8 protein-coding genes and 5 pseudogenes are annotated in these 13,565 nt (G+C 35.9%); all 13 read right to left on the reverse strand.

The genetic code is table 11. The features are described 5' to 3' along the window. Positions 1–140: 140 nt before the first annotated feature. Positions 141–887 (reverse strand): hypothetical protein, encoded by a 747-nt coding sequence (locus B9L23_RS18770; protein WP_089098228.1) that lies wholly within the window; start codon positions 885–887, stop codon positions 141–143. Positions 888–1,146: 259 nt separating this feature from the next. Beyond that, positions 1,147–1,758, reverse strand: a pseudogene (rmlA, locus tag B9L23_RS18775) (glucose-1-phosphate thymidyltransferase RmlA); the annotation flags it as partial. 17 nt (positions 1,759–1,775) lie between these two features. Further along, a complete protein-coding gene (gene cps2T, locus B9L23_RS18780; RefSeq protein ID WP_089098229.1) occupies positions 1,776–2,933 on the reverse strand; it encodes a beta 1-4 rhamnosyltransferase Cps2T in 1,158 nt (385 codons plus the stop codon). Positions 2,934–3,038: 105 nt separating this feature from the next. Then, positions 3,039–4,238: a glycosyltransferase gene (locus B9L23_RS18785; RefSeq protein WP_089098230.1), complete on the reverse strand. Its 1,200-nt coding sequence runs from the start codon at positions 4,236–4,238 to the stop codon at positions 3,039–3,041. A gap of 3 nt (positions 4,239–4,241) precedes the next feature. Further along, positions 4,242–5,354 (reverse strand): glycosyltransferase, encoded by a 1,113-nt coding sequence (locus B9L23_RS18790; protein WP_089098231.1) that lies wholly within the window; start codon positions 5,352–5,354, stop codon positions 4,242–4,244. A 7-nt stretch (positions 5,355–5,361) separates the two neighbouring features. Next, positions 5,362–5,859, reverse strand: a pseudogene (locus tag B9L23_RS18795) (sugar transferase); the annotation flags it as partial. Between the two features lie 103 nt (positions 5,860–5,962). Next, positions 5,963–6,088 (reverse strand): hypothetical protein, encoded by a 126-nt coding sequence (locus tag B9L23_RS21485; RefSeq protein ID WP_281255501.1) that lies wholly within the window; start codon positions 6,086–6,088, stop codon positions 5,963–5,965. Positions 6,089–6,594: 506 nt separating this feature from the next. After that, a pseudogene (gene istB, locus B9L23_RS18800) lies at positions 6,595–7,327 on the reverse strand (IS21-like element helper ATPase IstB). Next, a pseudogene (gene istA, locus B9L23_RS18805) lies at positions 7,299–8,830 on the reverse strand (IS21 family transposase). The pseudogenes istB and istA overlap by 29 nt, the downstream one beginning before the upstream one ends. Positions 8,831–8,884: 54 nt before the next feature. Continuing rightward, on the reverse strand, positions 8,885–9,046 hold the full coding sequence (locus tag B9L23_RS20675; protein ID WP_169712552.1) for a hypothetical protein: 162 nt from the start codon (positions 9,044–9,046) through the stop codon (positions 8,885–8,887). Positions 9,047–9,166: 120 nt separating this feature from the next. After that, positions 9,167–10,654 (reverse strand): lipopolysaccharide biosynthesis protein, encoded by a 1,488-nt coding sequence (locus B9L23_RS18810; protein WP_089098232.1) that lies wholly within the window; start codon positions 10,652–10,654, stop codon positions 9,167–9,169. A gap of 370 nt (positions 10,655–11,024) precedes the next feature. Continuing rightward, positions 11,025–11,915 (reverse strand): annotated as a pseudogene (locus B9L23_RS21585) (transposase). A 197-nt stretch (positions 11,916–12,112) separates the two neighbouring features. Continuing rightward, positions 12,113–13,441, reverse strand: a complete 1,329-nt coding sequence (locus tag B9L23_RS18820; protein ID WP_089098233.1) for a nucleotide sugar dehydrogenase — start codon at positions 13,439–13,441, stop codon at positions 12,113–12,115. Between the last annotated feature and the right edge of the window lie 124 nt (positions 13,442–13,565).

Consider the following 13,565-nt stretch of genomic DNA (forward strand, 5'->3'; position numbering starts at 1 on the left):
TCATAATCACTTTTGCCTTCCGCTAAGGAATTATGTATTTTTACAAGCAATATTTCTTCTTTCACCCGTTTCCCTCCCTCGTCGTCTTGGCTATTATCAAAAGTTTATTCCCCACTTGAAACAAAAGAAGGTCATCTAATTTATGCCAGGTTATTACCCGGATTCCCGTCCGGATTCGTCCGCTCATAGCCGCCGCCTTGTTGCTCTGTCAAGTTCACATCGGTATTTCCATCCCCATCACGCCAGTATCCTTCAATCCATTGCCCATCGCGCCAATGTCCTTCCACCCAGTGAGGACGGACATGATGTGTCCCCGGATTTTCTTCCGATTCTATACTAGCTGCCACCTCGGAATAGCCGGTATAGGAACCCATAGAATGACCATTGGCATCTGCCCCATTACCTATGTTGCCCAGACCTTGATCGCTTTCTGCCCAATCGCTATGGTCAGCGCCATCGATCACATCCACGATTCCGACCGCCAACGTTCCTACAGCTACCGTTTTGGCAATGTTGGTCAATCCATTTTTGATCTTTTTCCCATCGTCATCGCGCAGCCCTTCATAGACCCCTTTTCCGTTTTGGTATGTATGTTTGGCTGTCTGGTATACTCCTTTGGCCGTGCGCGAAATCGATTCACCGATGTTTCCAAGGCCCTTTTCGATCTTCGCTTCATCTTTTTGAATGATGCCAGACGCCGTATTCCATACACCGTCTACCGCTTGGCCAAACGTATCGCCGGCAAACTCGGACGCTTTTTTCACGCCATCGCCTACCTCTTTGATCCATTGGCTGCCTGTTATTTCACCGACAACATTCACCGCGCCACCTATCACCGCTCCCGTTGCTTTCCCTGCCAATCTGCCTAGTTCCCGAAAAAAACTCAATTTGATCTCCTCCCTCTATAAATGTTGATATATCAAGGTTTCTTGGCATCTTAGGGGTGCCAAAAAAATATTTTTCGACAAAACTCATCACATACTTTTGAATTTTTGTCGATATCTAACAGTCCATGGGTGCGCTATTCATGAGACATGAACCTCCTTGTGGATAGTTGGTGGTACATCTATTCTAACCAAGGAATCGGGTTCATGTCTCCTTTTTTGTTTAGTTGTCAATTTATGTCAGTGAATTTGCTCATCTACAGTATATTTTATTAACATCCGTAATTTCTAGTTCTCCACGTGCAGAAGGTTTAATGCTTTTGGCAATTTCAACAACACGATTATCATAAAAATATAACCCTGTTACCGCATAATTCGACTTAGGATTCTCCGGCTTTTCTTCGATAGAAATAACTTTACCATGTTCATCAAATTCCACAACACCAAAACGTTCAGGATCCTTAACATAATAGCCGAAAATCGTTGCCCCAGTTTTGCGCTCAACCGCTCTCTGCAACAACTGTGTCAAACCGTGACCGTAAAAAAGATTGTCTCCTAGGATAAGTGCGACATTATCATTACCAATAAATTCTTTACCAATAATAAATGCCTGTGCAAGACCATCTGGAGAGGGTTGCACGGCATAGGATAATGAGATTCCTAAATCTGAGCCATCTCCTAGTAATTCTTTAAAACGCGGTGTGTCACTAGGAGTAGAAATAATCAAAATATCGCGGATACCCGCTAACATTAAAACAGATAATGGATAATAAATCATCGGTTTATCGTAAATAGGTAATAATTGCTTAGATACTGCCTTTGTTAAAGGATAAAGGCGTGTACCACTGCCACCGGCTAAAACAATACCTTTCACTATTAACAACTCCTTAACTAGCTATTTAGAAATAATTGTTCATAGTCACTAACAATTTTCTCCCATGAATACTCGCTAATAATACGATTTTTTGCTTTCGCTCCTAGTAATTCTATTTGCTCTTGAGTATATTGATCCGCCATATTAATCAATTGACTTAATGATTCTTGTTCTTTTGTAAAATATAACGCCCCGTCTGCACCAACTTCTTTATTAAAAACTACATCCAGTAATAAATTAATTTTCGTTGATGCCAATGCTTCGAGAAGAGAAGGGTTTGTCCCTCCGACTTCATGACCATGTAAATATCCGTAAGCTTGCTCACGAATTTTCTTTAAAAGTTCCTGATCGTACACAGTCCCAACAAACTTAATACGAGGATCGCGATCAAATTTAGTTTTCTCGAGCAACTGTTGATAAAAAGCATTTTGTTCGAAATTGGAAATAATCACTAAATCCTTTTTAGTGTTAGATGCCATAAACTCGCGAATCATTAGTTCATAATTGTTTTCAGGAACAAAACGTCCCACAATTAGATAATATTCAAACGGTTTTACTTGATGTTGACGATACCAGTCAACTAGCTTCGGATCATCATCCGCAAGTGAAGATTCCTTCACATCCGCTCCATAAGCAATAAATGTAGTTTTAGGGCGATAGTGTCTATATTCATCTTGAATGTATGACTCAATTCCACGTGAATCGCATACTAATAAATCCGCATGTTTCACCATTAAACGCTCAGAAAACTTCCAATAACGTTTAATCCAATAATTCCATTTACTTCTCTTCCATTCATGGCCGTCGGGATTTACAAACACCTTTACTCCCATTTTTTCTAGCTGTTTCTTATAAAAAGCAAAAAACGGACCAATTCGACAAGCTAAAATATAAACAATGCTGTTAGTTAGATTGTTTTCTTTAATATATCGAATACATTCCTGTAAACTCATTAAATCATAAAGAACCGCTTTCGCACTTCCCACATCAGGAACCTTTACATTAAAACATCTAGCATTGTTATAATAAAATTCATCGTTATTTTTCCCTAAACATGAAACATGGTAAGTGATATTTTCACTTACCTTTCTTTTCGTCAAATATTCTACAAACGTTTCAAAACCGCCGTATTTGGCAGGAATACCTTTTGAGCCAATGATAAAAACATTAATCAATATCCTCACCGTCTTTGTTTTCAAATCGGATAACTAATCTACTCATACACAGAACTTTTTCTTGTATCTAGCATTATCTTTTTCACTTTTAAACTATATAAACATTCAGGATTCCACACTCTTTAATTTTTCCAATATTTTATTGATAATTAGTTTAGCTTTATAATCCCAGGTATGCTCTGGTGGTAATTCATAGTTAGGGGGCAATAAACCTTCATCTAACACTTCTTTTATTTGCTTTAAAAACATATCATGATCGTAAGCTATTTTTATATAATCTTTAAAAACATCTACCCCACCAATATTAGTAGTTACAATAGGCTTGTTAGCCGCTAGATATTCATACAACTTTATTGCATCTCCATCAACTTCACCTTTTCCCACATTATGAGGAATAATACAAATATCAAAATTAGTCACATATTGCGGAACAAGTCTATAATGCTTGTCACCTAAATAGTGCATATTTTTAATATTTTTTAAAGGTTTAAACCATTTTTTATCCAAAAGTTGACCTATTATCACAATATTATAATCCGGGAAATTAATGGCCAACTTTTGTAACAATTCTACATCTAGTCTTTGTTGAATTTTACCTGCATATCCGATGATAGGGCCTCTTATGTTTTTTAAATCTTCAGGAACTTCATAATTTCTTCTAAATTTTTCTGGATCTACACCATTAGGAATTACGTATGGAACAGACCTGTCATTCTGGAGAAAACTTTTTAGTTTCTTCGAATTTGTAAATATTAAGTCAAAATTTGTTTTAATATATTCGTAACCTTTTTTTGCTATCTCATGTACTTCCTTCATTTGAGGGTGAATAGTCCAATTGTCAATGGCATCAAAAACAATAAGTTTTGATGGAATATACTTCGAAATTTCTACAGATAATGGATTTTGAAAGAATAAAACAGGTTTATGAAATCCTAGATATCTTAAAGTTTGATTGATTGATTCCTTAATTTTCTCTTGTTTAAAAATATAATTCCACCAACGCATTTTTAAAATAATAGGCTTAAAAAATTCTTTCACAAATATATCCAACACAAATGTCTTTTCATCAACTTGACTTATTGTAAAATCTCCTTGCCGATAAATCACCTTCCCACTTTTTATTACTTTATCCCTTTTCTTTATTATCATTTCAGATATCGAAACAGGTCTATTAATTACTAAAATCTTATTAACTTCTTTGATTCTTTGGAAAGATTGAAGTAGATGGCCATCTCGCGTTCTAAATCCTTCCTTTTCATATTTTTTATAGTCATGAAAAGGAAAGATCACTAAATCGATAGACATAAATTACACCTCGCTATCCATAATTTTCTTAATATTGTTTCTTAATACAACATAGTTATTTGAAATAGAAAATCTATCCTCGATAGACCTCCTTCCTTTCAAACCTATACATTTCCTTAATTCGGGGTTTATAATTAGCTTTTCTAGTTTTACATACCATTCTGTTTGATCTTTTGCTAAAAAACCATTAACTCCATCTTGTATTATTTCTGAATTTATTCCCACAGGAGATGCAATAGAGGGTATCCCTAACCCCATATATTGAATTAGTTTAAAGCCACCTTTTCCCCTAGTGTACTCATTGTCTTCCAGCGGCATAATCCCTATATCAAAACTACTGATATCCGCCAATTCATCTTCTTCTCTCCACTTTTTATTTTCAACTTTTATATGGCTTGAGTTAAATTCCTGACTTGAAACTACTTTGAACTTAAAATTATACTTTTTTCTTAACTCTGCCAATACTCTATCAACTAAATTCAAATAGTATAAATTCCCTGGATTTCCTATCCAACCAATAGTAATCTCCTGTTTTTCGGTTTCTTTGTATTCTACCTTGTATTCATTTAAATCTATCGATGTAGGTATAATGACTACATTTTGATGATAATTTTTTGCGTAATTATACAAATATTCGTTACCTACAATCACCAATTTACTTAAAAGTATTCTAGTTTTGACCGGATCCTCCCCATTTAAAAAATTTTTAATCTTGTCTTTAATAGATTTATTTGTTTGATAATGAGTAGGTTTAGTAAATATAGCATCATCAAAATCGTAAATAATTTTCTTATTAAATAGTGCAATGATTCTTTCTAACCAAGCATTTCCATACGGGAATAACTCTCTTTGTATTACTATTACATCAAATTTCCTCACCTGAAAAAGCTGAAATATTCTATTTGGAAGAACAAGAAAAAAATAATAAAAAAGCTTAATGAAAACACCATTCTTTTGCATTAAAAATTTATAAAAGAGATTATAGATCTGTTCATTGACCGGTGGACAAACCTTTACATAAATACCATCTCTATCAAAATATGGTATATACTTATATACACGGTACCTACTGCTTGCGTTTGTCTTAGGTGCATACGTAAAAAATAAAACTTTCATCTAACGATCACCACCTAATCTTTAATTTTAAAATGCGTTTTTTTGAATCAAAAATCACCAGGATAGTTTTTAAAATAATTTTAATGACTCTCCTGTCTCTTATATATTGCAAATCTCACTCAATCATTTTATCGAAGACGACATTGCTTCGACCACTTATTTGCTATAAACCAGTACACCTCAGCGTAACAAACAACAGCTGTTATTATATTCTGTATATTGCGCAACCTCTTTTGATAGCAGTGGTTTCGGGCCTATCAAACTCATTTCCCCCTTTTAATACATTCCAAAGTTGTGAAAACTTATCAATGCTTGTTTTTCTAATAAATTTTCCTATTTTAGTAACACACGGAGCGTTTTTCATCTTAAACATCGAAGCACCTGTTGTCTCATTTAAATGAAGCAATGAATCTAGTAATTCTTCCGCATTTGTTACCATCGAGCGAAATTTGTACATATAAAATTCTTTTTCGTCTTTGCCAACGCGGACTTGTTTAAAAATGACCAGCGGATTGACCCTCTAATTTTGGACACATCCTATCTTACTTTTAAGTTATTCTTAAAATTTCTCGTTTTTTCTTGGCAAAAAAGATCAAATCCCTCTTGCCTTATACTCGAACTTCTTTAATCATCAATACTTCTGTTTTCGCTCTTTTGAAAAATTCATACGACGAAAGATCAAGAATACTGGAATGAATTCTTCGTTCGTTATAAAACCACATATACTCCATCACAGCTTAATAAGCCTCTTCATAACTGTCAAACACCATTCTCCTTAGACATTCCTCCTCCAGTAAACGATGAAGCGCTTCAATATGTGCATTCATATTGGGCGTCCGCGGTGGAATTAGTTCATGCTCGATCTTTCACAAGCAGCTTCAAAGGCATGTGAGATGAATTTTGGTCCATTATCAGCTCGTATCACAGGTTTATCCTTATGATTAAACAGCTGACGCTTGAATAACGCTCGCCCTAGCGTCCTGTACGGCATCGCTTGTTTTTGCAAGCAAAAAATGGTTCTTACGTTCTTTTGGTGATAGCTCAAAAAATGTGCGTAATAGAGTAAATAACTAATAGCGTTTCCAACGATTTAGTTTCGGATAATAAGAAGAGACGAACGATAATTCAATAATTTTAACTGTAATTCAATGTTTCACCAAATATGCGTAAGAACCCAAAAAATGCAGAGAATTGCAGTAAAAAATACATAGGCTTGCAGCTCGATTTTTCCAATTAACTGCTAATTGGATGTCTTCTTTACAGAAAAAAGCGTGTGTCTTAGACGATAACTTTCTCCTGTAAAGGCAATGATATGGGCGTGATGGACCAGACGGTCCACTAACGCAGCGGTGAAACGGTTATCCCCAAATACCCGGTTCCACTGCCCGACCTCTAAATTAGAGGTCACAATGACACTTTTTCGTTTGTAACAGTCCGCAATGATGTGAAAAAGCAGTTCTGACCCTTGTTTTTGAAACAGCACATATCCCAGTTCATCTAGAATCAATAGTTCGCACGCCTCGATTTGCCGTTTCAGACGGGGCAACGTCCCGTCTTTTAAGGCCTCCTCCAGTTGGGCGACGAGATCAGCCACTCGGAAAAATCACACCTCATGGCCTTTCTCGCATGCCTTCAACCCTAAAGCCTTGGCTAAATAGGTTCTCCTGGTTCCAGGCAATCCCAGAAGCAATACGTTCTCGCTCCAAAAATACAAGGTCACAAAGCTCCTCTTTGGTCGTTCTCGAGAGCCAATGAATGTGATCGGCCCACTCATAGTCCTCCAGCCACTTTAACTCCCGAAATTTAGCCCTCTCGATCAGCTTCGACCGTTTTGCTTCTTGGCGCGATGAGACTTCCAAAGCCAGTACATCCCGCAAAAATTGCTCTTTTGTTTCGTATGACACCTCCTCAAAACGATCGGCAATATACTCCAAATGCAACGCTTTACAAATCTCTTTGATGTCCCCAGTCATCCCGGTTTGCCCCTCTTTCCCACGACGGGCATAGCCGTTGGTCATAAAGGTGTAAATCCGTCTCATAATCGACAAACACCGAAGGGCTGTAAGTTTCTTCTCACTTTTCCGGATAAGACTGTTGTTTCACCCTCAACAACACCTTTAACTCATGAGGGGCCAAGTCTAACCGTTGCTCTTTGTTCAGCCATTCATCCAGTGCTTTCAATGTATGGCTTTTTAAGAGTTCCCAAACTCCTCGAACGTGCTGTTTGACCTCTCCCTTGCGGAAGGTCAAGTGTGTTTGCACCTTCTCTAGCAAGTACTAAAAAAACGCAAATAACTCATGGATCGAGGCTTCTTCTCCCAATCGTTGAAAATCTCTTCCCAGGGGATTTCCTGTTTCTGGTTCATACACGGCCGCGGAGCTTCAAAAACGACTTCTCCTTGATGGGATAGGTAGATAAAGCGATCCCACTCTTTTTACACCACGAGAAACTGGTTCACCCGGGCTTAATGGATCACCCACTTTTCCACATCCACCGTAATCTCTCCGTATTTGTTTACTTTCACCGTATCCAAAGAGAAGATCGGAATATCGTCTACAGGCAATGCTTTCAGCTCTTTTTGATCTTCTTTTCACAACTCTTCGATCGACACCCCTTTTTCATAGTGAAGGTGAGACCAATCTTCGATCATTTTGACCCGCAGCCATTCGGCCAGCTGTTCGTCTCTCTCCACCACAGGGGCCGGGACAAAACAACGATGGCGTACGTAGTATACTTTCCTCTCCACATCCCCTTTTTCATGCCCGCTGGCGGGGTTGCACGGCTGTACTTCAAACCCGTAGTGGGCTTGGAAACGCAGAAACGCTTCAGTATACTAACGGTTATCTCCTTTCCCGATGGTCACTACGGCAGCGGACAAATTGTCCATCCTTAAACGCCTTGACACTCCCCCTGCTTGATGAAATAACTGTTTCAACCCTTCCAAGAAGAATTCCCTATTTTCTGACAGGAGAGGGTGAACAAATCCGACATTGCCATGGGGGAAGCTCAAAATCAAGAGCTTTTTTGTCCTCAAGAGCCCCATCCTTAACACTACTTGCATCGTGTTAAAATCGACTTGGGCTTCCCCCGGAGGATGCTCCAGCCGTTCGTATCGTTTTTCCTTTTCTGCCTTGAGCTACGGTTTCCTTTCCTGAATGTAGGCACATACGGTTCGGTAAGAACCGGGAAAACCATGCTCTTTTTGCATTTGTTCAAACATGGTTCGATTGGTTCTTCGCTCCTTTCGTGGCAGCTTCGCGTCCTCCTCCAGCCAGTCATCGAGGATCTCCCCATATCTTAGCTCGTACATCATCCCATGTTTCTTTTTCTTGATTTTTTGTCCACCAATATTTCCATCGGCATATTTCTTGACGGTTCTCCAATTCAGCTCTGTCTTTCTCCCAATCTCCGAGATCGACAGATCTTTGTTTTCCCTTAAATGTTTGATATAATGAACTTCAGGCATTGCTAGCATCCTTTCTTTACCTCCACTGTTTTATTCTTCACAACCTTAACAGTAGAGGGAATTTTAGGAGCTAGCAAGCCCTTTTTTTCCCATCAAGCTCTGCATGTTTTCCTTGGAGAACTCTGTATTTTTTATTCTGCAATAAACAGATTTGGAGAAGTAAAGTGCCAGATCCAACATCGATAAAAACTTGTCGATTCCTTGGTGATGTGGCAGTCTATTCATGAGACATGAACCTCCTTGTAGAATGGTTTATTGGCACATCTATTCTAACCAAGGAATTAGGTTCATGTCTCCTTTTTGGTTTGAATTGTAAATTATGTTATCGAATTTACTCCTTTACACTTAGTAATTGTTTTTTAACCTGTTAATAATCCATTTTTTTACTGTTTTATAATCTATTTCTTTGATTAATAGAAGAATTAAGGTATATATTAATAACCCCAAAATTGCTCCTGAAATTAACTGGACAATATAACCTTTAACAAAATCTTTTAGTAAATAGACAAAAAAACCTGCTACCAGCCCTGAAAAAATTATTTTGATTAATGATTTGAAATCTAATTCCCATTTTATAAATTTATAAGAAAAAATATAAACAAGCAGTGAATAACTAATCATACTAAACATCGTAGCTATAGAAGCTCCATTATATCCATAAATAGGTATTAGTAAATAATTTAACGCAATATTAATTACAGCTGAAAATAATATAAAAAGTAGCATAACTTTAGTTTTCTCATATACTTCAAACCCTTTATGTCCAAACATAGATACATTCCAAACCAGTATGCCAAAAAATAGAATGGGAATAATTATAGAACCCTTTCTATATTCCTCACCTAAAAATATTGTTGCTATTTCTTTATGAAATAGAAAAACAAAAATAAATAAAGGTAATGTTATTAATAAATAAATTTTTGAAAACGATGAAATTAAATGTTTTACTTTAGGAACATCAATTTTATTGTTTCTATCATAAGCTCCGTTCATAATTATAGGATGTGCAGCTGATAATAGTGGAGTCGTTAATAACCCTAAAGAAGCTGAAACAATAGAAAAATTAGCTGAATAAATCCCTACCTCTTTACTCGAACGAAGTATTGCTAACATATAACGATCCGTTAAATTTAAAATAGAGTTCCCCAAGAACCATCCTATCATTGGAAAACCATATAAAATGAATTTCTTAACAAAAAACCAAAAATCGTCAAAACAAAAATTACTTGTTACATTACTTAATATCTCTGTACTTCTTATCATAGGAATAATTAAAACTAATTGAGCTAATACAGTTCCATAAATAACACTAATTGGATGTTTATAAAATAAAAATATTAATAAAACTGATAAAACAAACTTAAAAATAGAATTTATTAAAATAAAGTTTTTATAGCTTTTCGACTTAAAATCAGATTGTAGCAAAGATCCTAAAATTAGGAAAATAAATTGAGCTAATATTAAACAAACAGAAGACCAGTAATAATTATTGTAAGCTCCCAATTTATCTTTAAAAAAGCTTGCTAGGAAACTAAGCACGATTATAATAAATACAGTTACAATAGTTAGTATATAAAGATTTGTATTAAACTCATTTATTTTACCACTTTTTTTATATTCAGGACGATATCGTTGAATAGATTGTTGAATCCATTGAGAAAAGAGAGTAGTTATAAATAAAGAAGTACTTAACACGAGATTGTATTCACCATAATCTTTTGCGGCAAATATTCTTGTATATATAGAAACTGAAAAAGCTCCTAAAAAAGCTGAAATAATAACCGCTATTCCATATATAATAGTGTCTCTACCGAAATTTTTCACACTAGACATAGCAAAACACCTATTTATTCCTTAAGTTACCAATTAAATTATATCGATTTCATACTATAATTTTCCTTCATTAATTTATACGCATTATCACCAAATTATCTTCCTCAAATTTGAATGTTCTTTTAAAAATCTAATTTTGTCAGCTAGTTCTTTTGATAAATCTCCTTTATTAGACACTAAAATATTATATCGTGCATATCAGTAAAAACCTCTTTTATTCCTAGCGTTTCTCTGCTAATTACCGGTTTTGCACAAGCTGTCAATTGATACAATTTATTAGGAGCAACTCTCATAGCTTTACCTGTATCACCAAATATCCTTAAGCCAACATCAAACTGGCTTATAAAATAACTTAGATGGTGTTGCAAAACTAGAGTAAAAACTCGAAGTTATGCATAAGGATACAGCATAACACATATAGTAAATATCGATGAAATCCATACCATCGCAGCTGTTCCACCCGTCACTTTTTAACTCATTAAATACCCATTCAATCTCGCTGCGAAGCCCAAACAGCCATTGGCCAAACCTCGTTTTCAAAAAGACAGGAAGAACACGGCCATAGACATCTTTCCGTTCCTCGCTATTGCGGCGGTTGATGCGGGAAATCAATATTATTCCTAACTATTCTGCTGTTTGACGAACCTTTTCGCTGTCATACGCGGCATCCACCAAATACCAATTTGATATCCCACCGCTTTAAAGAAACAAGCAACTCTGGCGCCACTGCCGCATCATTCCGATTCGCTGTGGTCAACACATGAGATAAAATGATTTCCTCGGCAGTGGTGCAGAGTGGAGTTTATATCCTTTCAACCAAGTGGTATCGGGTGGACACTCCCCATTTTGTTTGCGAATCGTAAAGACTGCTTCGAAGTGCCGTGCTTTCGATCAACACGATTTTGGAATATCGTACTTCTAGATCTTTGAGCAACTGTGCATGGAAAACAGAAAATCCCTGTTCCCTAAACCACTTCTCTGCGCGGGAAAACGTAGAAAGATGAGGGACTTCCCGGAGTCCGCAAGCTTGTTGAAAACAGCGAAAACGTTGTAGAATGCGCACTAATTTTCGTAAGGAATCGATAGCAAAATACGTTTTCAAAAAGAAACATTTCAACAACGATTTTTTCGATACTGATGGCCTTCCTGTTACATACAGTGTTTCTGGCAACGACAGCGAGTCGATATATCGAAATAAGGATGCTAAAAGTGGATCAATTTCATAAGGCCATGCATGGTCGTTGTTTAAATTGGAAATCATGATAGTGTCCACCCCTTGGTTTTGGTTTTTTGGTCACCGTATATGATTTCCAAGGTGGTGGATTTTTTATATGCATTTATGCATCCATTATGCGTTTTGCAACGCGTTCATTTTCCTAAAGCCAAAACTCCTTATTTGGTCACTACGATAATAAAAGACAACCTTATCGTGTACCTTATCGTGTGTCTAAACTACAACTATAACTTATAGTATTTGGCTTTAATATCTTTAACATTTTTCAATGCATTACGTGTATCAAAAATAATATTTGAATACTGTGCAATTAACTCATAATCAAAAATAGAATGATCTGTAATTATTATACATATATCAGCTTGTTCTAAAGTTGTCTTATTTAATGGTTTCGATTTATATGTTTTTCCATTGTAATTAAAAGAGGCTACATATGGATCACAAACTTCAATTTCAGGACCATATTTTTCTAAATTTTTTATTACTTCGAGCGCAGGTGACTCCCTAATGTCACTTATATCCTTTTTATAGGAGACACCTAATAATAAAACTCTACTTCCATTTAATGTTTTTTTAGCATCATTTAAAATTTCCATAACTCTATTCACAACAAATTCAGGCATATAGTTATTAATTTGGCTGGAAGTTTCAATTAATCTAACATGATACTTATATTCTTTAGCTTTCCAAGATAAATAAAATGGATCAATTGGTATACAATGCCCTCCTAAACCTGGTCCTGGATAGAAAGGCATAAAACCAAAAGGTTTTGTAGCAGCAGCATCTATTACTTCCCAAACATCAATTCCCATCTTATGACATATAATGGCCATTTCATTTACTAGACCTATATTAATATTTCTAAAAGTATTCTCCAAAATCTTAGCCATCTCTGCTACAGCTGGACTCGATACCTCATGAACATCACCTTCAAGGATGTTTCTGTATAATGTAGCAGCTATTTCGGTACATTTTTTAGTTACTCCACCTACTACCTTTGGAATGTTATTAGTCTTAAAGCTCTTGTTCCCCGGGTCTACTCTTTCTGGAGAAAAAGCTAAGAAAAAGTCTTCCCCTACTCTGTAACCACTCTCAGAAAGAATAGGTAAAAGTATCTCCTCAGTTGTTTTGGGATAAGTAGTACTTTCTAATACTACCAGCATATTTTGATGCATATATGTCGCAATTTCTTTCGCGGCAGATTGAATGTATGAAATATCCGGCTGTTGATGTTTATCTAAGGGAGTTGGAACACAAATAATAACAACATCGGTTTTCTCAATATTAGAAAAGTTTGATGATGCATGGAATCTCTTTTGCTCAACTATTTGTTGTAATTCTGAATTTCTAACATCTTCTACATAATTTATACCTTGGTTTAAACTTTCTATTTTATTCTCGTTAATATCTAAACCAATAACTTCATATCCCTTTTTAGCAGCTTCTACTGCTAAAGGAAGACCTACATACCCTAACCCTACAATACCTATGACAGCTGTTTTATTTATAAGTTTATCTATTAATGAAGTTTTTTCATGGATTTTCTTAGACATAATCAATCTCCTTTTTTATGTAATAAATCTTCTTTCTGTCAACGGCAAAGGACTATCAAATTGAATTTCCATGCTTCTTTGAAGAAATTACTATATACTAAACTTATTCATTAATCCCAAAAAT

The organism is Parageobacillus galactosidasius, from assembly GCF_002217735.1.
GTDB classification, from domain to species: domain Bacteria; phylum Bacillota; class Bacilli; order Bacillales; family Anoxybacillaceae; genus Parageobacillus_B; species Parageobacillus_B toebii.